At 62.2% G+C, this 20,238-nt stretch carries 21 protein-coding genes; 6 read left to right on the plus strand and 15 right to left on the minus strand.

Annotated elements, in window-relative coordinates:
* Positions 1-75: 75 nt before the first annotated feature.
* The 3 genes from NKH57_RS16000 to NKH57_RS16010 form a co-directional block, all read right to left on the minus strand.
* Positions 76-477, minus strand: a complete 402-nt coding sequence (locus NKH57_RS16000; protein ID WP_023760492.1) for an SET domain-containing protein — start codon at positions 475-477, stop codon at positions 76-78.
* Between the two features lie 140 nt (positions 478-617).
* Complete coding sequence (locus NKH57_RS16005) at positions 618-1,244, minus strand: LysE family translocator (RefSeq protein ID WP_352945360.1); 627 nt, start codon at positions 1,242-1,244, stop codon at positions 618-620.
* A complete protein-coding gene (locus NKH57_RS16010; protein ID WP_352945362.1) occupies positions 1,241-3,364 on the minus strand; it encodes a S9 family peptidase in 2,124 nt (707 codons plus the stop codon). The genes NKH57_RS16005 and NKH57_RS16010 overlap by 4 nt, the downstream gene beginning before the upstream one ends.
* A 621-nt stretch (positions 3,365-3,985) precedes the next feature.
* Here NKH57_RS16010 and NKH57_RS16015 point away from each other — a divergent pair.
* Entirely contained in the window at positions 3,986-4,411 is a 426-nt protein-coding gene (locus NKH57_RS16015; RefSeq protein ID WP_023760489.1) for a Ros/MucR family transcriptional regulator, read from the plus strand.
* A gap of 110 nt (positions 4,412-4,521) precedes the next feature.
* Here the strand turns inward: NKH57_RS16015 and NKH57_RS16020 are convergent, their stop codons facing one another.
* Complete coding sequence (locus NKH57_RS16020) at positions 4,522-4,950, minus strand: SufE family protein (RefSeq protein ID WP_352606713.1); 429 nt, start codon at positions 4,948-4,950, stop codon at positions 4,522-4,524.
* A 101-nt stretch (positions 4,951-5,051) separates the two neighbouring features.
* The gene (locus NKH57_RS16025; protein ID WP_352945364.1) at positions 5,052-5,405 is read right to left on the minus strand and encodes a DUF5330 domain-containing protein; all 354 of its coding nucleotides are present in this window, start codon (positions 5,403-5,405) and stop codon (positions 5,052-5,054) included.
* Positions 5,406-5,941: 536 nt separating this feature from the next.
* Here NKH57_RS16025 and NKH57_RS16030 point away from each other — a divergent pair.
* From NKH57_RS16030 to NKH57_RS16040, 3 genes are all read left to right on the plus strand, one after another.
* Positions 5,942-7,690 carry a PAS domain-containing sensor histidine kinase gene (locus NKH57_RS16030; protein WP_352945383.1) on the plus strand — a complete coding sequence of 583 codons (1,749 nt, stop codon included), beginning with the start codon at positions 5,942-5,944 and terminating at the stop codon, positions 7,688-7,690.
* Positions 7,665-8,477, plus strand: a complete 813-nt coding sequence (locus tag NKH57_RS16035) for a peptidoglycan-binding domain-containing protein (RefSeq protein ID WP_352606717.1) — start codon at positions 7,665-7,667, stop codon at positions 8,475-8,477. Before NKH57_RS16030 ends, NKH57_RS16035 begins: the two co-directional genes overlap by 26 nt.
* Positions 8,478-8,595: 118 nt before the next feature.
* The gene (locus NKH57_RS16040) at positions 8,596-8,943 is read left to right on the plus strand and encodes a DUF1491 family protein (protein WP_023760484.1); all 348 of its coding nucleotides are present in this window, start codon (positions 8,596-8,598) and stop codon (positions 8,941-8,943) included.
* Here NKH57_RS16040 and NKH57_RS16045 read toward each other — a convergent pair.
* Positions 8,921-9,958, minus strand: a complete 1,038-nt coding sequence (locus NKH57_RS16045) for a hypothetical protein (RefSeq protein WP_352945366.1) — start codon at positions 9,956-9,958, stop codon at positions 8,921-8,923. The genes NKH57_RS16040 and NKH57_RS16045 overlap by 23 nt on opposite strands.
* Positions 9,959-10,168: 210 nt before the next feature.
* Here NKH57_RS16045 and NKH57_RS16050 point away from each other — a divergent pair, with 210 nt between their 5' ends.
* Positions 10,169-10,357: a hypothetical protein gene (locus NKH57_RS16050; RefSeq protein WP_023760482.1), complete on the plus strand. Its 189-nt coding sequence runs from the start codon at positions 10,169-10,171 to the stop codon at positions 10,355-10,357.
* 18 nt (positions 10,358-10,375) lie between these two features.
* Here the strand turns inward: NKH57_RS16050 and NKH57_RS16055 are convergent, their stop codons facing one another.
* Positions 10,376-11,035 (minus strand): TetR/AcrR family transcriptional regulator, encoded by a 660-nt coding sequence (locus NKH57_RS16055; protein WP_352728100.1) that lies wholly within the window; start codon positions 11,033-11,035, stop codon positions 10,376-10,378.
* An 81-nt stretch (positions 11,036-11,116) separates the two neighbouring features.
* Here NKH57_RS16055 and NKH57_RS16060 point away from each other — a divergent pair, with 81 nt between their 5' ends.
* Positions 11,117-11,857: an SDR family NAD(P)-dependent oxidoreductase gene (locus NKH57_RS16060; RefSeq protein ID WP_352728102.1), complete on the plus strand. Its 741-nt coding sequence runs from the start codon at positions 11,117-11,119 to the stop codon at positions 11,855-11,857.
* A 59-nt stretch (positions 11,858-11,916) separates the two neighbouring features.
* Here the strand turns inward: NKH57_RS16060 and NKH57_RS16065 are convergent, their stop codons facing one another.
* The 8 genes from NKH57_RS16065 to NKH57_RS16100 all read right to left on the minus strand — a co-directional run.
* Entirely contained in the window at positions 11,917-12,486 is a 570-nt protein-coding gene (locus NKH57_RS16065) for a DUF1254 domain-containing protein (RefSeq protein WP_352606723.1), read from the minus strand.
* Positions 12,479-13,063 (minus strand): DUF1214 domain-containing protein, encoded by a 585-nt coding sequence (locus NKH57_RS16070; RefSeq protein WP_023760480.1) that lies wholly within the window; start codon positions 13,061-13,063, stop codon positions 12,479-12,481. The genes NKH57_RS16065 and NKH57_RS16070 overlap by 8 nt, the downstream gene beginning before the upstream one ends.
* A 381-nt stretch (positions 13,064-13,444) precedes the next feature.
* On the minus strand, positions 13,445-15,598 hold the full coding sequence (locus NKH57_RS16075) for a transglycosylase domain-containing protein (protein ID WP_352606725.1): 2,154 nt from the start codon (positions 15,596-15,598) through the stop codon (positions 13,445-13,447).
* A 249-nt stretch (positions 15,599-15,847) separates the two neighbouring features.
* Positions 15,848-17,092 carry a Zn-dependent hydrolase gene (locus NKH57_RS16080; RefSeq protein WP_352945369.1) on the minus strand — a complete coding sequence of 415 codons (1,245 nt, stop codon included), beginning with the start codon at positions 17,090-17,092 and terminating at the stop codon, positions 15,848-15,850.
* Positions 17,089-17,931 (minus strand): BtpA/SgcQ family protein, encoded by an 843-nt coding sequence (locus tag NKH57_RS16085; RefSeq protein WP_352945371.1) that lies wholly within the window; start codon positions 17,929-17,931, stop codon positions 17,089-17,091. Before NKH57_RS16085 ends, NKH57_RS16080 begins: the two co-directional genes overlap by 4 nt.
* Entirely contained in the window at positions 17,928-18,839 is a 912-nt protein-coding gene (locus NKH57_RS16090; RefSeq protein WP_352945373.1) for a ribokinase, read from the minus strand. The genes NKH57_RS16085 and NKH57_RS16090 overlap by 4 nt, the downstream gene beginning before the upstream one ends.
* A 2-nt stretch (positions 18,840-18,841) precedes the next feature.
* Entirely contained in the window at positions 18,842-19,612 is a 771-nt protein-coding gene (locus tag NKH57_RS16095) for a glutamine amidotransferase (RefSeq protein ID WP_352945375.1), read from the minus strand.
* Positions 19,613-19,642: 30 nt separating this feature from the next.
* The coding region (locus NKH57_RS16100; protein WP_502907299.1) for a phosphotriesterase family protein at positions 19,643-20,238 on the minus strand (596 nt) is incomplete at its 5' end.

Here is a 20,238-nt window from a genome sequence, read left to right on the forward strand (position 1 = left end):
CACAGCGGTCTTGACCGACATGCACAAAAACCAAGAACCAATGCGCGTCGTTTGACTCCGTACAAACGATACGCGTCAGTCTTCGTATGTCGGGTGACGGTCGCCCAGAAAATCAAATCCCGTCTCGAAGAAATGATTGTAGTTGCAGGTCAGTTCCTCGCCCGGCGCGATGTCGCGAAGCGCAAAGCTTTCCTCGGGCGAGGAGACGTCGCAATTCGGCTCGTCGGCGTGGTTCATATAGCGCGCGTCGTCGGCTTCGAAGACGATATAGTTCGGGTCACGCCGGTCGGGATAGGAATAGCGGTCGAGATAACTCTTCACCGGTCCGTCCTCGCGCTCATAAGTCTCGACCTCGATGATCCGGTCGAATCTTGGGTCGAGCTTCCAGATCAGCGTGCCGCGGGGAATGTAATTCTTGGCAAAAACGCCGATGCCCTGGATGGGCGATTTGTCGAGATAGACGTTGACGAGCAGCATGGTGGACCTTTGCGCGATTGGGGGCTGTCGGGCTTGGAAAAAGCCGCGCACTGGGTAGCGCGTGGTCATCGCAATTGCGAGTGAAATGAGCAAGGCGGAACTCAAAAAGTCATGATCGCCAGGGTGCTCGGCGCTCGCCGTCAGCGCTGCTGCAGCGCGAGCCGAACACCCAGAGCGCAGTAGATGCCGCCAACAACCTTGCCTTGCCACCTCAGCACCGTCGGATTCCGGCGCAGGAAGGTGCCGAGCCGGCCGGCGCTTACCGCAAAGACAACCGTGCTGAAAAGGCCAAGCACGACGAAGATCGTTCCCAACGTCGTCAACTGAAACATCACCGATCCGTTTTCAGGCCGCACGAACTGAGGCAGGAAAGCAAGGAAGAAAAGTGCGGTCTTGGGGTTGAGCACTTCGGTCAGGACAGCCTGTCGAAACGCCTTGCCGGCCGAAATCGCGAGCGCACCGGCAGCCGGGTTGCCCGGCGTTTTCTCGATGATCGCGCGAATGCCGAGATAAACCAGGTAGGCCGCGCCAATGTATTTTATGAGGCTGAACAGCGTCGCCGACGTGGCGATAATCGCCGAAATGCCGACCATTGCCATGACGGTGTGAAACACATCGCCAGCCGCGATCCCGGCCCCGGTCGCGATGCCAACCTTGGTTCCCGAACTCGTTGCCCGGGCGATCGTCAGCAGGGTGGCGGGACCCGGAATGAAGACAAAGCCGAGTACGACCGCGATGTAAGCGATCAAGGTGGTGAGATCGATCATTTGTGGGTTTCTCCTGCAATATGCGCCTTGCCCATCACCTTCAGTGCAAAGGAATAGGTATAGGCGATCTCCTCCAGCCGCGAAAACCGGCCGGAAGCACCGGCATGTCCGGAATCCATGTTGATCTTGAACAGCACCGGATTGTCGCCGCTCTTTCGATCGCGCAGTCGCGCCACCCATTTGGCCGGCTCCCAATAGGTGACGCGCGGATCGGTGAGACCGGCCAGCGCCAGAATCGGCGGATAGTCGAGCGCTGCGACATTGTCATAGGGCGAGTAGGCGGCGATGGTCCGATAATCGTCGGCGGATGCAATCGGATTGCCCCATTCCGGCCATTCCGGCGGCGTCAGCGGCAGGCTGGCGTCGAGCATTGTGGTCAGCACGTCGACGAACGGAACCTCGGCGACGATGCCGCCGAAACAGTCCGGCGCCATGTTGGCGACGGCGCCCACCAGCATGCCGCCGGCCGAACCGCCTTGCGCGACGATCCGCTCATGCGCCGTGTAGCGCTCGGCAACAAGGTGGCGCGCACAGGCTATAAAGTCCGTGAATGTATTCATCTTGTGCGCCCGCTTGCCGTCGTCGTACCAGCCATAGCCCTTGTCCTTGCCGCCACGGACGTGGGCGATGGCGAAGACGAAGCCGCGGTCGACCAGCGAGAACCAGTTGGTGTTGAAGGCAGCCGGCACGGTGATGCCATAGGAGCCGTAGCCGTAAAGCAGGCACGGTGCGGATCCATCCAGCGGCGTGTCGCGATGGTGCAAAAGCGAGATCGGCACCAGTTCGCCATCGCTGGCCGGCGCCATCAGCCGCCGCGTCACATAATGGTCCGCGTCATGGCCGGACGGCACTTCCTGGGTCTTCAGCAGCACCCGCTCGCGGGTGCGCATATTGTAATCGAACACCTGGGCCGGGGTCGTCATCGACGAGTACGAAAAGCGCATGATCTCGGTGTCGTACTCATAGGAACCCGACAGGCCGAGCGAGAAAGCCTCCTCGTCGAGGGATAGAAGATGCTCCTCGCCGCTGGTGCGGTCGCGCACGATGATGCGCGGCAGACCTTCCTTGCGTTCAAGCCGGACCATGTGGTCCTTGAAGCCGATCACCGACAGGATCAGCCGGCCGGGCTCGTGCGGCACCAGTTCCTGCCAGTTGGCGCGGACCGGATCGCTCGCCGGCGCCGTCATGATCTTGAAATCCTTGGCGCCGTCGGCATTGGTCAGGATGAAGAAGATGTCGCCGCCTTCTTCCAGATCGTACTGAAGGCCGATCTCGCGCGGCGAGACCAGTTTTGGTTCGGCAAACGGATCGCTGGCGCTTAAGAGGCGGTACTCCGACGTCTCGTGATCGTTGATGCCGATCATGATCCATTCATTGTTGCGGGTGCCGTCGACATCCATGAAGAAGCCGGGATCGGTTTCCTCATAGATCAGCCGGTCGCTCTGTGGGCTGTCGCCCAGCGCATGGAACAGCACCTTGGACGGACGGTGGTTGGGATCGAGACGAGTGTAGAAGAAGCCGTCATTGCCGGCGCTCCAGACGCCAGAACCACCGGTGTCGGGGATCTGGTCAGCCAGCTCCTTGCCATCGGCAAGGTCGCGCACGCGAAGCGTGTAGAATTCGGAGCCCTTGTCGTCGAATGCCCATAAGAGCTTGGCGTGGTCGGCCGAGTGATCGACGCCCCCAAGACGGAAATAGGCCTTGCCCGCGGCCTCCGCGTCGCCGTCGAGCAGGATATGCTCGGCGCCCCCGTCACGCGCCATGCGGAAATAGCGCGGCTGTTCGCCACCAAGCTTGAAGGACGAACCATAGGCATAGGGTCCGTCCTTCATCGGCACGGAAGAATCGTCTTCCTTGATGCGGCCCCTCATCTCCTTGAAAAGCTTCTTTTGCAGTTCGACCGTGTCGGCCATCAGGCTTGAACTGTAAGCGTTCTCTGCCTCGAGTTCGGCGCGGATCCCCGCATCGAGCAATGACGGATCCCGAAACATCTCCTGCCAATTGTCGGCCCGCAGCCAGTCATAGTCGTCGGTTCGCGTGATGCCGTGATGCGTGTCGAAAACCGGCCGCTTCTCGGGCGTTGGCGGGCTGACGTTCGGAAATGCGGATGTCTTGGTCATTGCGTCTCGCTTTGGAAGTATCTTGCTAGGGAAGTACCCTGACTCGACATCGTCAACCAGCCGGTGTGGAGACAGGAACAGAAAGTTTGCTATCGCTGGTGCGAGGTCTGGCATGACCCTATACAGAACGGCAAGTTCGTCACCGGGTGGGTCTATGGCAAATACATCACCCCGCATTGACGCGGCAGCGGTTAGCTGATCCGGCCGGACTACAGGCGCGTGTCGCCTGATTTCTCGTGCGACGGCGGCAACCTCTGGTTTTGTGATCAAATCTGAACAACCAAGCTTGCGCCTGCAATTAGCCAAGAAAAATCAAGCATTGAAACCTGCCTCGTGAGTTTCCGGGAATGTAACGGAATGCTGACGTCGCGTCAGGCGTTGCTGGTTGGCGCGAGAAATATCGACAAATTACACGATACACGAAAGATTGAAGCTGATCGGGGGACAATTGATCAACATCGTTCAATATAGCGGGAAGGGCGAATTGACTTACTTGGTTCGCAGGCTCATTGATGTGCCCGCGACACGAATCGCAGAAGCTCTGTCTGCGTCAAATTCGTGCGATGCCCTGGCTGTTAAAAGGGCGCGGATCGAAGTAACTCTTGTTGGGGCCTGAAGACCATGGATATTGTCGAAACACCTTCCAGAAACAGCGATGCGCTGATCGAGTTGACCGCCGATGTGGTGGCCGCCTATGTCAGCAACAATCCGGTGCCGGTCGGCGAATTGCCGAACCTGATATCCGATGTCCATACCGCCCTCGGGCGTGTGGGCGGAACCGGCGAACAGCCGCCTGCCGACAAGCAAAAGCCGGCGGTCAACCCGAAGCGCTCGGTTCACGACGATTACATCGTCTGCCTTGAAGACGGCAAGAAGTTCAAGTCGCTGAAGCGCCATCTGATGACCCACTATGACCTGACGCCAGATCAGTATCGCGAAAAGTGGAATCTCGACCCGACCTATCCGATGGTTGCACCCAACTATGCCGCTGCCCGGTCCCAGCTCGCCAAGAAAATGGGTCTCGGCCGCAAGCGCAAGGCGCGGTAATCGCTGCCAGCAGATGTATCGACCCAAACGGCGCCTTCGGGCGCCGTTTGATTTTGCCGGGCGGTAGCCCTGATCGAGTAGAGCGATTCCAGGGAGAGTGTGAAACGCGTTCAGGCGGTCTGCTTGAGCGCCGCCTCGGCGTCGCGCTTGATGCGCTTGACCATCGAACGAAGGCCATTGGCGCGCTGCGGCGACAGATGCTCGTCGAGGCCGAGTTCTTTCAATGTCGCTTCCGCATCGGTCTTCTGGATCTCGCTGGCGGTCCTGCCGGAAAACAGCGCCAGCATGATGGCGACCAGGCCGCGCACGATATGAGCGTCCGAATCGCCGGTGAAGGTGACGACCGGATCGGCTCCAGGCCCCTGTTCGGTGGTCAGCCAGACCTGGCTGACGCAGCCCGGCACCTTGTTGGCGGGGTTGCGCTGCTCGTTCGGAAACGGCGGTAGGGCCTCGCCAAGTTCGATGACGTAGCGATAGCGGTCTTCCCATTCCTCAAGGAAGGAAAAATCGTCGCGGATAGTCTGGATCGTGGTGGTCATAATGCCGGATATAGTTACGCGGCGGCGCCGCGTCACGGAAAAAACAAGGACACCGCGGGCGTCGAGAGGTCAGACGGCCCGCGGTGCGCCGTCGAAACGGCTTAATTCAGTGCCGGTAGGTTGACTGTCTCGGGCAAGACGACGTCCTTCTGCACGCTGCCGGTCATCGTCGATGTGTCAGGGCCGGCGGCGGACTTGTCGTCCAGCATCGATGCCGCGATCTTGGCGGTCTCCTTGGCGCGGGCGGTGATGGTGTGCATCGCCGACTTGCCGGTCTCGCAGACATCGGGCTTGCGTTCGCAAATGCCGGCGATGTCGCCAACAGCTTCGCGTGCGGCAAACAGGGCCTGGATCGGCCCGACGCTTTCACGGCCCGATTCATCGGGCCCAACAGTCAGCGGCAGCGCCAGCAGCACCAGCGAAAACCAGAAAGCCATTCTTATCAGGAAGACCATGCCCTTGCCCTCTCGTCGTGACCGGATCATGCATCCATATGGCATGACCTCTTTTGTGGGCAGGATGTTGGCACACAGGCGCAAAGGACGGCTTGCAGGCAAAGTGAGAATTTTCCTCAAATTTTAGGTAAATTCGAAACGCGCCATTGTGAAATCGATTTGTCTCAAATCCGAATGATTTTTCTTAACGCGGGATAACCATCTATCTGTCTGCTTTTCTTGCTTTTTTGCTAAAACCTGGGAGTCCGGACGCGGCGTGCACCCATCCGACGGGGACCATCGCCGAATAACCCTCCGTTTACTATGGCTGCATTTGCCCGGGCTTTCGGCTGCCGGCATCCCGATATTTGCCGCAGGCCGGGGCCCTGGTCGGCCCTGCCTTATCCATTCCTTAAACGCTGGATGCGAGTTTCAGAACCAACCAGAACGATCTGCAAAGCAGAGCTGTCCACGACGATTACGGGTGCGTTGAGTTGAGTTCAATCAAGGCCAGATACGTCGAATTGCCTGGCGCGATTGCCGCCGGTTGCGAACGTATGGTCCATCCGTCCATTCTTGGGCAGAGCGACCGCGAGCGCCAGCGCCGCTTCATCGGCGTCATGCTCGCCGCTCCTTTCTTTGCTGCTGGCGCCGCGGTCACACTGGTTACTTCAGGCATGGGCGTCGCCGTCACCATGGCCGCCATCTTCGCGGCCTTTGGCCTGTGCTGGTTCATCGCCTTGCTGGTTGCGGCAACCGGCAAGATGGCGATAGCAAGTCAGGTCGCCCTGGCAGCGGCAGGCGTTTCTCTCGGCAGTCTGATTGCCGCCGCGGGCGGGCTGAGTTCGCCTGTCGCCATGCTTGTCGTGGCGCTGCCATTCGAAGCCTGGTGGATCGGCGCCTCGCGGCGTGCGGCACTTTGGGGAGCCGTGTCGGCCGCTGCCGCCATCCTGGCTCAGCCTCTGGCTGCAACCGTGTTACCGTTCGCGGGAGCGCAGATTGCTGCATGGCACTGGCTGGTGCCTTTGGCCTGGGCGCTCACGCTGATCCCGCGTGCGTCGGTGCTTCGCGACACGACCGATGCATCCGATCTCGTGAAGACTGCCGATAGGCTCGAAGACATTATCGATGCGGTGGTCTTGCGCGTCGCTCGTCATGGCGAGGTTATCGAGGCTTCGCCAAAGGCGCGCACGCTTTTGAAACTGCCGGCCGAACTGCTGTCCGGACACGGCTTCTTCGATCGCATTCATCTGTCGGATCGCGTCTCCTATCTCAGCGCCCTGGCCGACATGCGCGATGGCGCGCTGTCGCGCCGGCTCGAATTGCGCATCAGGCTGCCTCAAAACGGCAACGGCCAAAATGACAACCGCTTGGCGGCCGACAATTACCGGCCGTTTTCGCTCGATCTGGTGCGGGGTGAGGAACAGGGCGACGTCTTCACGCTTGTCCTGCGCGAGAATGACGAGATTGCCCGGCTGCGCGAGGAACTCGCGGCGGCGAATGAGGCGGCCGCGTCCGCCGAGGTGGCGAAGGGGCGCTTCCTGGCGGTGGTGAGCCATGAATTGCGCACGCCGTTGAATGCCATCATCGGCTTCTCGGACATGCTGTTGCATGAGATGTTCGGCGCATTCAAGGATCCGCGGCAGAAGGAATATGTCGGCTTGGTGAGGGATTCGGGCCAGCATCTGCTTGCCGTCGTGACCTCGATACTCGACGTGTCCAGGATAGAATCGGGCGTCTATGCGACCGAACCGGAGCCGTTCCGGTTCGCGGAAGCGGTCGACATGTGCCAGTCCATGATGCAGGTGCAGGCGCGGGCCAAGAACATCGATCTGCAGGCGCAGATCGCGCCGGACGCTGGCGACATCAATGCCGATCGGCGTGCCGTGCAGCAGATGCTCATCAACCTCGTCTCCAATGCGATCAAGTTCACCCCCGATGGTGGCGATGTCGTCGTCGGCGCCAAGCGGATCGGCTCGCGTCTGCATTTCTGGGTCAGGGACACCGGCATCGGTATCGCCGAGGAGGATTTTGCCAATCTAGGCAAGCCCTTCATGCAGATCCAGAACGACTATACCCGCCGTTTCGAAGGGACAGGTCTTGGCCTTTCGCTGGTCAAGGGCCTGGTGGCCTTGCACGACGGCACGATGTCCATCGAAAGCATGCCGGGCGAGGGCACCACGGTGACCATCAGCCTGCCGGTGAACGGACCGAAGGGACGTCAGGCGGAGAAGGCCGGAGTGCTGACCATGCCTGTGGCTATGGCGAAAGGGGACAGAAATGGCTCGCTCCGCAAGACAGCCTAAGAAGGCGGTCAAGCGCCGCAGCAATGCCTTTCAGGATGGCGCCGTCGCCGTCGGCGGCATGATTTCGCGCAATCCCGTCCTGGTGGGTGGCTCGACGGCATTCCTGGTGACGCTGTTCTACGTTTCCGCGAATGCCTTGTGGTATCAGCCTTTCCCGCATGCCGGCGCGTTCTTTGCGACCCGCAGCATCGCGGGCTTTCCACGCGCAACGTCGGACGAACCGGAGACGACATTCAACATCGTGCGGCCATCCGGCGCGCCGGCACCGATCAAGGGCGATCCGGTGGTCGAGCAGGTGCAAGGCATTCTCAAGGATCTCGATTTCTATTCCGGAACGGTCGACGGCATTTCCGGGCCCAACACGCGTAAGGCCATCCAGGCTTATCAGCAGACGGTCGGGCTCAACACGTCCGGCGAGATCGACGCACTGCTGCTGGATCAATTGGGCGCGACGCCGAAAACCGCCTCCGTCGTACCCAGACCGCAGCCGCGCCCCGATACGCCGGTCGCCGTTCCGGTGTCTTTACAGACGAATTCCGGGCAGACGAATGCCGAGCAGACGAATGCCGGCCAAACGAATGCCGCGCAGGCGCCCGATGCCCGCATCGTCAAGATCCAGGCCGGGCTCAAGGCGTTCGGCAATGACGATATGCAGCTGGACGGCGTCGTCGGCGCGCGCACCAAATCTGCGATCAAGGAATTCCAGTCGCTGTTCGGGCTGCCGCAGACAGGCGAGCCCGATGAGATCGTCTACGTCAAGATGCGCGAGATCGGCCTCACCAACTGACGGCTGAAACGACGGCTCGCCGAGCGGCTGAAATATCGATAGAGCCCCTTGTTACCATGCATGTCGTTGTCCCAAAACCGCGGCACATTTAGGCGACATGCATTAGCGGAGTTCTCTCATGCGCGTCACATCGGATCTATGGGTCTCGGCCCTGTTGCGCCGGGTTTTCAGTGCTGGCGGATTTGCAGCCGTGGTCAAGCGCGGTGCGACCGAGGCCGGCGCTGTGTTCGTCGTGACGCGGGGCAGGCTGGGCGAGGTTGCCCTGTTCGGCCCGGCGCCGCAGACGAGCTACGATTCGGCCAAGCCCGACGAGCGGTTTTTCACTCTGCTCGGGGCCGGCGACGATGCCGCCTTGCTCGATGCCAGGCTGGAAAGGGAGAAAAAATTCGATCCCGACATCTGGGTGGTCGAGATCGAGGCCGGCACAGTGCCGGTCGAGGAGCTCATTTCCGTGAAGACGCCCTGAAGCCGGAGGAAGCCGCCGCATCCTCAGTGTTCGATGCCGTGTGGGTGTCGCTGTTTGCGGGTGCTGCGCCGCGACCCACCTTTGAAAGAGTTTCCGATTTCCAGAGCTGCACCTTGTCGGCGGCCGCCTCGCGGTGCAGGAGCCGGTAGCGGTCGAGAAAGGTGCGGATAGCCTGCGGGTGCGGGAACTGGCTGGGATAGACCGCGACCGTGATCAGGAATGCCCTATCCTCGCTGAGGTCGAGCGAGCGCAGTGCGGCAAGCAGCGACGCGTAATTCTGGCTGGCGGTGAGCGCGCGCGCGATCGAGAAATCGGTGTCGAGCGCATCGGCGAGTGCGGTCTGGAAGAACGCGGCGTTTCCCGTCAGCGCCGTCTCGCGCAATTTCACATAGGTATCGGCGCCTGTGAGAGAATCGGCGCTCATTGCCGTCGCCTCGTCGCCGGTGCGCATCATGGAACGCAGCCTGCGCCGCGCGCTTTCGGAGGCAATGCCGGCCACCTGTCCTCTTCCGGGCTGTTCGGGGGCAGGCTCGGTGCTGGCAGGCGCGATCTTGTCTGCCATGATGGCGTCCGCTTCCGGCTCCCGCCTTCGCACCAGAGTTGGCCTCTCGAGCGCCCGGATCAGATCGGCAATGGTCGGGTTCAGGTCCTTGCGGCGCGCGATGGCACGTGCATGCGGCAGTCCGTGCCGCCCGATCAGCGCGATGAGGTCGATGTTGCTGACGGCGCGTGAGCGGATGAGCAAGGGAGCGGCAATGTCGACCGGCTCCTCGCAGAGGCGGCGCACCAAAGCGGGCGGGGCATATTCGCATTCGGAAAGGGCAGCTGCCACGTAACGGCGAGATTCGACGGATACATCGTTGAACAGCGGCAGCGTCAGGTCTTCGAGCTGGCCGATCTCACGGCGTGAAGGGCGGGTCAGCGAGCAGAATGCCGACACCGCGGCGCGGAACAGCCTTTCGGCCTTTCCCGAATCTTTTCGTACCGCGATTTGCCTGAAGTCCGAAGATGACACGAAGGATACGCCCGACAACACACACAAGCTCGGCCACGCTCGACCGGGACGGTGCCGGTTTCGCGAGTGCCCCGGCCAGGACGTCCTGACCTCTAGACAAAGATCAAGTTAGCGACGATCCGTTAGCGCTCCGTTAACCCTCTGCCGGCCTTAATGATATTTGGAGGCGTTGCGTTGTGCTCCGGGGAAACCGAGAGGAATGCGCGAACCATGGGCATGGTACTGTCTTTCGTGCCGCGTACGGCACCAAACAATCGAGCGAAGCAAGCCGCCGAAATGCCGGCGGCGGTGATCATCTTTCCCGGCATCCGCTACGAGCGGTCTCATGCCGGCGAGGTGCGGCCGGTCGACCCCGACAAACCGGGATCGCCAGGGAGCAAGCCGGTTCCGCACCACTAGTCTGGTCGCAACGGATGTTCATCCAGCCCTGGAGATGATGCCGTCCCACCCGGCCATCGCGATCTCAGCTACGGCTTGGAGCTCCGCCCGATCGGCGCCGTCACGGGCCCGGATCGCCATCCCGCTCTGAACGGTTTGCAGAAATCGCGCGAGCTCGATGACATCGACAGACCTTGGCAGCTCTCCTTCTGAAACGGCCTCTTGCAAACGAGCTCTGAGCAGATCAAATGCGTTGCCGCGTGCCGCACGCATCAGATTGGCGAGTTCGGCGTGGCCGTCGCTGCCAACGGTTCCAAGCGTAACCATACATCCATGAGGCAGATCGCAATCCGATCCCGTCATGGCGGCCGCGGAGTCTCGCAGGTAAGCCAACGCCGCGTCGCGCGCCGTGGCCGCCTTGCGAAACCGCCCCAAAACAAGGTCTTCATAGGTCGCGGAGTAGAACCTGAGCGCTTCGCCATACAGCTCGTCCTTCGAACCGAAGGCGGCATAGAGACTCGTTGGACCGACGCCCATCACGTCCGTTAAATCCGCAATCGACGTCGCCTCGTACCCCTTGACCCAGAACACCCTCATTGCCTGCGCCAACGCGGCTTCTCGGTCGAACGCGCGCGGCCGCCCCCGTCCACGGGGTGCCGGGCCAACGCGTTCCGATGAGCTTTGATCCTTTTTTTGCATCGATCACTACATAAACCTATTGACACATCTTCGCAACGGATAGCAAATATGTATCGATCACTGCATAAATAAGGATGAATCATGCTCAACCTGACTGGCAAACGCGCCCTTGTAACCGGGGGCTCTCGGGGAATCGGTGCGGCCATCGCACTCGCACTGGCTGAGAATGGTGCGGACGTCGCTCTGACCTACCAACGTTCGAACGAGCGCGCCAACGCGGTGGTGACGTCAATCGAGCAGCTTGGCCGCCGCGCCGCGGCCATCCAGGCCGACAGCGCCGATCCGACCGCCATCAGACGGTCCGTCGATGAGGCCGTCAGAGCGTTGGGAGGGCTGGACATTCTCGTCAACAACGCCGCTATCGCGCTCTACGACGCGATTGCTGACTTCAAGGTGCAAGACATTGACGCGCTCCTCGCTGTGAACGTTCGCGGCCCTGTGCTGGCCACGCAGGCCGCTCTCCCGCACCTTGGCGCGGGTAGCCGTGTGATCACGATCGGTTCCGCCGGTGCGGATCGCATTGTCGGATCGACCGGCACGGTCTATTACATGACCAAGGCCGCGCTGCAGTCCTTCACCCGTGGTCTGGCGCACGAGCTTGGGCCACGCGACATCACGGCCAATCTCGTCCAGCCGGGCTCAACCGACACCGACATGAACCCCGCCGACGGTGAATTCTCGAACTTCCAGCGCGGTCTCATCCCCTTGGGTCGCTTTGGCGCGCCGGCGGACGTCGCCGCCACCGTTGCCTTCCTGGCAAGTCCCGCCGCCCGCCAAATCACTGGGACTATCGTCAACGTGGACGGTGGGCTGTTGGCCTGAAGGCGCGCAGGCAGGCGGAAGCCGGACGAGCAACCGTTTCACACTTTCCTGGAATTGCTCTAGAAGTCCTGCAGCTCGCAGGAACTCTGCGCGAAGAAGCGTGACACGCTCGGCTTCCAGCTGTCATCGGGCACGAAGGCACGGATGACGAAGATGCCTTCCTCGATCGGCGCTTCGACAAAGATCGCTCCCTGAAGCTCCTCGGGAAGCTCTTTGCGCACATCGATCATCTGCGCCGGCGTCAGCACGACGGCATCCAGCACGCCACCGGTCGCGGTGTGGTCGTTGAAGGAATAGATGTTGTGGCCGCTGCGGTCATAGACCGACACCGACCAGAACGGAACATGTCCAGGCGCCTTGATCCGGACCATGCCTTCGCCCAGGTCGAACCGGCATGCCGTTGCGTAAAACAGCGGATCGACGGATTTCACCACGGGCGCGCCACCAGCTTCGGCATCGAGCCGGGTCATCTTGTAGAGATCCGACGCCATGGACAGACGCGACCAGGCGTCGCGTTCGGAAAATTCTGGCACCAGAAACAGCACGACGATGTGCACGATGCCGGCGCCGAGCAGGCCGAGCAGGACCGCATGAAAAACCCTACGCATCGCCGCATACAAACTACGCATCGCAGCCGACCTTTACGATCCGCGGCAGCGAAACGTCCGAGAGGCCGGTGCTGCTGGCGATCGGCGTGTCGTAGAAGGTCAGCACGAAATACATCCTGCCGAAACCGTCGGTCAGCAGCCAGTTGCCCGGCATCGGGCGATGGCCGGCGGAAATGATGACCGAATTGTCGGGCTGCCGCACAACCCCATAGGATTGCAGCGCCGCAAGTCGGGGTCTGCTGGTTTCGACCACGCCGAGCGACTGGTCGGCGGCATAGAGCGTCCAGAACCGTGCCGTCGGAAAACCACCCTCGATCGTGTAGGTGCATTCGCGCTTGAGCTCGGCGCCGCCCGCGTCGCGCTCGGCCACGAAGGACAAGCCTTCGGCGCGGCCGAGCGCAAGCACGCCCTCGCGCGCCACGCGGGCCTTGGAATAAGGATCGGCGGACGGCGTGCCGATGTCGGGAAAGGCCCTCCATTGGCCGATCCGGATGGCGCCGACACCATCCTGGACCTTGAGCGCATACCAGACGCTGCCGCCGCCGCCGACGATGGCTATGGCAAGCGAAAGCAGCGTCAGGAAGGCATTCTTGAGCATGAGGGGCCGGGGATAAGAAGAGTTGCCGCTCGGAGATATCGCGGCGTGGGGGCTTGTGGCAAGCGGCGGGCGTGGGATTACAGGGCAACGAACCAGAGGTGACGGGTTCCTTCGCAGCCTTCGCCGGCGCATTGGCTGACGGAGCATCAAACGAAAAACCCGCCTGCGCGGCGGGTCACTGGCGCAAATCAGCACCATAGATAAATATATACCGTAGCTGAGGTCACGAAGTCAAGAAAAAATTCCTATCTCGAGAAGCTGCCGGCACAAAAAGCTGCCGACATCGCCGAACTCGCTGTCCTACGTGGGATTGCCGACAAGCGTTGTGGTTGGGCGCTGCTTTCGCTCCTCCCACCGGGGCAGAGGGAAGAGGCGCGCCAATCACAGTGCCGACAGCGTCTCCGGCGGTTGGGGCGCATTGAGGACGGGCGCCGACTGGAACAGCCGGGACATGTCTCGCAACGTCTGCGTGGTCCGGCTGGACAGCACCGCCGGCCGTTCAGCCGCGGCGTCGGCCGCCGCCTGCGCGTCGCTCTTCTTCTGCGCTTCCTCCGCCTTGGCAGCGACCTCCTCATCGACAAAGGGTTTGTCGATGCCGGGAATCGGCTTCAGGTCGATGTTCTGGTGCGCGTAGACCATCAGTCGCTGCCACACCATCGCCGGCAGCGAGCCGCCCGTCATGTTCTTCGTCGGCGTGAAGTCGTCGTTGCCCATCCACACCGCTGCCGTGTAGTTGCCGGTGAAGCCGACAAACCAGGCATCGCGGTAGGATTGCGTCGTACCGGTCTTGCCGGCGACGACGATGTTCGGGAGCTGCGCCCGCCGTGCCGTGCCCATCACCGGTACCGCCGCCAGCATGGTATTCATCGATTTCAGCGCTTGCTCGGACAGAACCCGATGCGGCGGCGGCGCATCCTTGGCGAAATCATAGACTACGTCGCCGGTGCGGGTCACCAACTGGGTGATGCCGTGCCGCGAGCCGACGAAGCCGTTGTCGGCGAACACGCTGTAGCCCGTCGCCTGGTCCATCACCGTCATGCCGGAAGTGCCAAGCACCATCGTCTTGTGCGATTCGAGCGGCGATTCCACACCCATCGCCTCGGCCATGGCCTTGATCGGGCCGATGCCGAGATAATCCTTGGCCAGGCGCACCGGCACGGTGTTGATCGACTTGGCCATTGCCACGATCAGTGTGACGTTGCCCGCCGAGCCGCCGCTGTAATTGTGCGGCGACCAGCTTCCCCAGCTGATCGGGCCGCCGGAAATGATGGAATTGGGCGTGAAACCGTGCTCCATCGCTGTTGCATAGACATAGGGCTTGAACGATGAGCCGGTTTGGCGAAGCGCCTTGGTGGCGCGGTTGAACTGGCTGGCGCCATAGTCGCGGCCGCCGACGATGGCTCGCACGGCGCCGTTGGTTTCGATGACGACCACCGCGCCCTCGGTGACGTTATATTCCTTGCCGAACTGGCGCAGGTGGAATTCCACAGATTCTTCCGCCGCCTTCTGGATGTTGGCGTCGAAGGTGGTGTGGGCAACGAGCGAATGCTGACCCGGTTTTGCGATCTTCTTGACCTCGTCGAACGCCCAATCGAGGTAATAGTCCGGGCTCTTCTGTTCGCCGCGATCGACGACGTCGGCCGGGTGCAGCCTTGCCTGCAAAACCTGGCCTTCGGTCATGAAACCGGAATCGACAAGGTTGGACAGCACCACATTGGCGCGCGCACGCGCCGCCGGCAGGTTGATGTGCGGCGCATATTTGGTCGGTGCCTTGAACAGACCGGCCAGCATCGCCGCCTCGGCGAGGTTCAGGTCCTTGACGCCTTTGCCGAAATAGAAGTCCGCGGCCGCCTCGATGCCGAACGTGCCGCCGCCCATATACGCGCGGTCGAGATAGAGTTGCAGGATTTCCTTCTTCGACAGATTGGCCTCGAGCCACAGCGACAGGAAAGCTTCCTTGATCTTGCGCTCCAATGTGCGCTCATTTGTCAGGAACAGGTTCTTGGCCAACTGCTGGGTGATGCTTGAGCCGCCCTGGACGACGGAATTTGCCCGCACATTCTCGAAGATCGCGCGTGAAAGGCCCAGCACATCGATGCCGTAGTGATCGAAGAAGCGGCGGTCCTCCGTGGCGAGAACCGCCTTGATCACATGATCGGGCATCTCGTCGACCGGCACGGAATCGCGCTGGATGATGCCGCGCTGGCCGATCTCGTTGCCGTAGCGATCGAGGAAGGTGACCGCGAAGTCGCCCTGGGCGCGCCAGTCGCCGGCTGTGTCCTGGAAAGCTGGAATGGCCAGCGCCAGCATCACCACAATGCCGCCGGCGCCGAGCGTGAAACCTTCGCTCAGCAGTTCGATGATCCCGCGACGCCAGCCGCTGACGCGGAAGCGCCGCGAAAAGATCGTCGCGGATTCCCAGAATTGGCGCGCCTTGAAACCGATCTCGTAGAGCGAGGAATCGATCCACGCGTCGAGCGCCAGCAGCCGGGTGGCGATCGGACCTCTTCTCTTGCGTGGTTCAGGACTGGCCATTCGGAAATCCGGCTCGCGATTGCACGACCTGAGGACCGCAAACCGGCAATTTCAGGGCGATGTGCCGTCCCGACTATTCATCCATTTTCCGACAGCCACAAGGGCGGTGAGGACACAGCTGCAAGGTTTGTTGGTGCAAGGGCAGGGGCAGGCATGAATGGCGACCGCCGCCGCCTCGAAACCGGGCGCCTCGAGCTCGCCGGCCCCGAGGTTGGCGCAATCAGCCTGCCAGAGCAGTGCCTTGAACGATCATCGCCGCGAGGCTGCCGCGATAGCCGCCTGGAGCAGAACCCGCGCGCCGGTAATCGCGTAGGCGGGCTCCACATATTCTGCCTCGTTGTGGCTCAGCCCGTCACGGCACGGCACAAAAATCATCGCGGCAGGCGCCACCCGGGCGAGGAACAGCGCATCATGGAATGCCCCCGATATCATCTGCTTGTGCGGCAGCCGCAGGGAATTGACGGCCTCCTCGACGGTTTTGACCATATCGGGAGAGAATGCCGCCCCGGGCATGTCGAACGACCGCCTGATCATTGCCGTGCAATGCTGAGCCTCTGCCTCCGCCGCGCAGACCTGGCGCAGTTCGGCTTCGATGGCATCGAGCCGCTCTACCTGCGGGTGTCTGATGTCGACGGCGAAGACCACCGACTGCGGTATGGCATTGATCGATCCCGGCTTGGCGGTGACCCGTCCTACTGTCAGCCTTGCGCTGCTGTCGAACGGCATGACCGTCGTCTGCAGCCTGTGCATCGCGGCAACGGCCGCGACCATCGGATCCCTGCGGTAGGCAAGGTCGGTTGTACCGGCGTGACCGGCAGCGCCCTCAATGGAGACTTCCAGCCACCGCGTGCCTTGCACGGCGGTGACGATACCGATCGGCAGCCCTTCCTTTTCCAGCGATGGTCCCTGTTCGATATGGAGCTCGATAAAGCCGGAGACCGGCATGCCGAGGGGGCGAAGGGTTGCCTCTGGCAAGGCGGAGATGGTTGCCGCGAGTTCCTCCGCGAGGGACGCACCGTCGCTGCCGACTATGGATTGCCATGCTGAAATATCGGCCCCGGTGAAGGCCATGGAGCCCATGACGCCGGGCGCGAACCGGCTACCTTCTTCATTGGCCCAGGCGACGACCTCGATCGGCATTCGAGTTTCGGCCTCCGCGTCCTCCACTGCTTCGAGCGTCTCGAAGGCGGAAAGCGTGCCGAGCGCTCCATCGAAGCGCCCGCCGGTCGGCTGGCTGTCGAGGTGGCTGCCGATCAGCAGCGGCGGCAGCGTGGCATCCATACCCTCGCGGCGGATGAAGAGGTTCGCCATGGCGTCCTGAAAAACCGCGAAACCACGCTCGAGCGCCAATTCCGCCAGCAGGCGCCGGGCGCTGCGATCCTCAATGCTGAACGCCTGACGGTTTACGCCGCCGGCTCGCGTCGCGCCGATCCGTGCGAAAGCATCGAGGCGGCCCAGCAGCCGCTCGCCGTCGATCTCCGGCACCAAAGTCACCGCTTGAGGCCTCGGATAAAGCCGTTCACCCGTTGAGGGTCGACCTGGTTCCACCAGACGCCATCGTGCTTAAGCGAACTGGCGACAATGACGCCGTCGACGATGTCGAGGATATCGTTGGCGTTGTCGGGCGTCACCCCGCTGCCGACAAGCGTCGGCAGTCCGGCGGCGTCCTTGATCATCCTGATGTAACCGAGATCAGCGGCGTGGCCGGTGCGCTGGCCAGTGGCGATCACCGCGTCGGCATCGAAGAACACCAGATCCTTGACCTGTTCCTCGACCGGCCGGTCGCCGACGATGGCGTGGGCGCCATGCTTGACATGGGCGTCGGCGAAGATGCGGATGCCGTTGGCCCTAAGCCTGGCGCGGAAGCGCATGGCGCGCGCCGCTTCCCCTTCGATAAAGCCCTCATTGGCGACATAGGCGTTGGCCCACTGATTGACGCGGACGAAGGAAGCGCCGGAGGCACTGGCGATCGACAGCGCGGGAATGGAAGCATTTGCAAGCACGTTGATGCCGATCGGCCGGCCGAGTTCCCTGCGGATCCGGTCTGAGACGACGGACATGTAGGCGGAAGTTTCCGGCCCGATATCATCGGGCTTGGCAAACGGAACGTCGCCGTGGTTCTCGACGATCACGCCATCGCAGCCACCATGCAAATAGGCTTTGGCGTCGTCGAGGCCACGTTGATAGATGGCCTCGACCGCTTCGCCATTGTAACGCGGCGCACCTGGCAGGGGTGCCAGATGAACAACGCCGATCACCACCTTGCTTCTGCCGAAGATCGACTGCAGCGCATCATTCGTGACCTGGCCGACCGGTTTGGAGGATTTTGTCATGCGGTTTCCGCTTCCGTCGTTTCCATGAGCAGTTTCATCTCCCGCCTGTCGGGGCAGGAGCCGAGCGTGCCGGCGCGTCCGACCGAGATCGCTGCGGCGCGGACCGCGATCCGCGCTGCCACGGCGAGGTCCATGCCGGCTGCAAGACAGCCGGCGAGGCAACCGCAGAAGACATCGCCTGCGCCGCTGGTGTCTACCACAGCCACCCTTGGCGCCACGAACCGGTCGATCCGTCCTTCGCCATCGGCGACCAGGCAGCCGAGCGCGCCAAGCGTCACGATAGCGGTTCCTGCGCCTAGGCGGATTAGTTCGCGGGCTGCCGCGTCGGGATTGCTCATTCCGGTCAGTTGCGCCGCTTCGCCGGCATTGGCGATGGCGACGCTGACGTCGCTCAAACCCGGTGTATTGCCGGCCGCAAGCGGGCTTGGATTGAAGATCGTCATTGCCTCCGCACCCCGCGCCACCTTTAGGCAAGCGGTCGTTATGTCCGGATCCAGGTTACCCTGCACCACGACGATGTCGCCGCGTTCGACCGATCGGATAAAATCGCCGTCAGCCAGGGGATCGAAGGCTGCGGCGCAACTGGCGCCGGTGACGATGAGGTTCTCGCCCCGCGCATCGACCATGACGGTCGACCGGTCGCTGGGCAGCTGCAGCGTCGTCAGATGGCTGGCATCGAGATCGCGGCTCAACTGCTCTGTGATCCAGGCTCCGGCGGCATCGTTGCCGATCGCCGCACGGAAGCGGACATCGGCTCCGGTGCGTGCCGCGGCCACCGCCTGGTTCGCACCCTTGCCGCCAAGTCCGTCGGCATGTTCCGACGCGTTCAGCGTCTCGCCTGGCGCCGGAAAACGGTCCAGGCGAAACGTCGTATCGACGCAAACATTGCCTAAGACATGGACGCGCATGGCTAGTCCCTGGTCGTCGCCCAGCCCAGCATCTGTTCGAACAGTGTCCTGTAGCCATTCCAGGCGATGAAGCCGGGCGGCAGCCAGTGCGGGCCGACATCCGAGGTCCAGGCGACGGTGCGGCCCTGGCCATATTTGCCGGTCACCAGAAGTGGCAGCGAACGGTAGTCGGAGGAAACGGTGGCGAGAACTTCCGCACCATCCTTGACCGCGACTTCGTTGAAGCCGAGCAGGATCGGCCAATCCTTGCCGAGGCCCTTAAGGATCGGATGGCTCTGCGGGCCGACAACGACCGGCGAATAGCCTTCCGGAACCTCGACGCGGTCGTCTACCGGCAGGCAAGTGACCGGCAGAACGTCCTCGACCGGCGTCTTGTGATAGCGCGCGCCCCCATTGATGCCCTGGAAGCTGTAATAGCCGCCGAACATCAACAGGCCGCCGCCATTGCCGACATAGTCGCGCAACAGGCGCAGCCGGTTCGGAGTTGGTTTGGAGTGGACCCAGGTGTCCGGGTGGAGCAACAGCGTGTTGGCACCAAGATCGGAAAGCACGACCGCGTCGTAGGCCGAAAGCGTTTCCATGGTCTGCGGAAAATTCCGTTGCGCCTCATGCGCCGGCATGAAGGTGACGTCGAACGGACCGTCCTTCAGCGCAGCCAGCAGCTCGTCGGCACCGGTGTGATAGGTCACGGTCGGAAACTGGTCGAAGCCTTTGATGTGGGTCGCGGTCGAGACCCAGGACTCGCCTGCGAGAAGAACCTTTTTTCTGGACATGTAGACTCCTGCCTTGTTTGGAGCCGCGGCTCAGAGGCCCTCGGCGAACACAGTCTTTGGATTGTCGACGAGCATCGTATCGATTGCCGATTGTTCGACACCATGGCGCTTCAGTCTCGGCACGAAATGCTTGAGGATGAAGCCGTAGCCGAAACCGCCGAAGCGGGTCAGCATGATCTTGAGAAAAACGTCCTGCGACAGCAGAATCCGGTCGAGCAGCCCCATGTCGATCAGCGAGCGGATCGCCCGTGCATTCTGCTCGTCGGACGGCGACTGCGCATCCTGGTCGGCATAATAGAAATCCATGCCGATCATGTCGTATTCCAGGAAGGCGCCGCGCGCGGCGAGGCTTTGCTGGTAGGCAAGATCGTTGTGGCTCGGGTTCATGTGGCAAAGCACCGTATGCCGGAGATCGGCGCCTTCCGCCTCGACCACGTCGAGCACGTCATGCGCCAGCCGCTCCCAGCCGGGCAGATGAATGGTCAGCGGCACGCCGGTTATCCTGGCCGCGCCGGGCGCCGCCCGCCCCCCCATGGGGTGCACCTCCGGGAGATACATGGTGTCCCCCCCCCCGCCCGGGAGGCCGGGCCGGTGTTGGGGGTGCTGGGACCCGCCGCCCACGGGGG

The sequence above is a fragment of the Mesorhizobium sp. M1050 genome, from assembly GCF_040318715.1.
Classification (GTDB): Bacteria; Pseudomonadota; Alphaproteobacteria; order Rhizobiales; family Rhizobiaceae; genus Mesorhizobium.

What these genes read in the sequence shown, in the direction of transcription:
- NKH57_RS16075 (WP_352606725.1), bottom strand. Translation starts at nt 15,598, where the DNA reads ATGGCCAGTCCTGAACCACGCAAGAGAAGAGGTCCGATCGCCACCCGG.
- NKH57_RS16060 (WP_352728102.1), top strand. Translation starts at nt 11,117, where the DNA reads ATGCTCAACCTGACTGGCAAACGCGCCCTTGTAACCGGGGGCTCTCGG.
- NKH57_RS16095 (WP_352945375.1), bottom strand. Translation starts at nt 19,612, where the DNA reads ATGTCCAGAAAAAAGGTTCTTCTCGCAGGCGAGTCCTGGGTCTCGACC.
- NKH57_RS16000 (WP_023760492.1), bottom strand. Translation starts at nt 477, where the DNA reads ATGCTGCTCGTCAACGTCTATCTCGACAAATCGCCCATCCAGGGCATC.
- NKH57_RS16010 (WP_352945362.1), bottom strand. Translation starts at nt 3,364, where the DNA reads ATGACCAAGACATCCGCATTTCCGAACGTCAGCCCGCCAACGCCCGAG.
- NKH57_RS16055 (WP_352728100.1), bottom strand. Translation starts at nt 11,035, where the DNA reads ATGCAAAAAAAGGATCAAAGCTCATCGGAACGCGTTGGCCCGGCACCC.
- NKH57_RS16015 (WP_023760489.1), top strand. Translation starts at nt 3,986, where the DNA reads ATGGATATTGTCGAAACACCTTCCAGAAACAGCGATGCGCTGATCGAG.
- NKH57_RS16090 (WP_352945373.1), bottom strand. Translation starts at nt 18,839, where the DNA reads ATGCGCGTCCATGTCTTAGGCAATGTTTGCGTCGATACGACGTTTCGC.
- NKH57_RS16065 (WP_352606723.1), bottom strand. Translation starts at nt 12,486, where the DNA reads ATGCGTAGTTTGTATGCGGCGATGCGTAGGGTTTTTCATGCGGTCCTG.
- NKH57_RS16020 (WP_352606713.1), bottom strand. Translation starts at nt 4,950, where the DNA reads ATGACCACCACGATCCAGACTATCCGCGACGATTTTTCCTTCCTTGAG.
- NKH57_RS16050 (WP_023760482.1), top strand. Translation starts at nt 10,169, where the DNA reads ATGGGCATGGTACTGTCTTTCGTGCCGCGTACGGCACCAAACAATCGA.
- NKH57_RS16005 (WP_352945360.1), bottom strand. Translation starts at nt 1,244, where the DNA reads ATGATCGATCTCACCACCTTGATCGCTTACATCGCGGTCGTACTCGGC.
- NKH57_RS16070 (WP_023760480.1), bottom strand. Translation starts at nt 13,063, where the DNA reads ATGCTCAAGAATGCCTTCCTGACGCTGCTTTCGCTTGCCATAGCCATC.
- NKH57_RS16035 (WP_352606717.1), top strand. Translation starts at nt 7,665, where the DNA reads ATGGCTCGCTCCGCAAGACAGCCTAAGAAGGCGGTCAAGCGCCGCAGC.
- NKH57_RS16040 (WP_023760484.1), top strand. Translation starts at nt 8,596, where the DNA reads ATGCGCGTCACATCGGATCTATGGGTCTCGGCCCTGTTGCGCCGGGTT.
- NKH57_RS16025 (WP_352945364.1), bottom strand. Translation starts at nt 5,405, where the DNA reads ATGGTCTTCCTGATAAGAATGGCTTTCTGGTTTTCGCTGGTGCTGCTG.
- NKH57_RS16085 (WP_352945371.1), bottom strand. Translation starts at nt 17,931, where the DNA reads ATGACAAAATCCTCCAAACCGGTCGGCCAGGTCACGAATGATGCGCTG.
- NKH57_RS16030 (WP_352945383.1), top strand. Translation starts at nt 5,942, where the DNA reads ATGGTCCATCCGTCCATTCTTGGGCAGAGCGACCGCGAGCGCCAGCGC.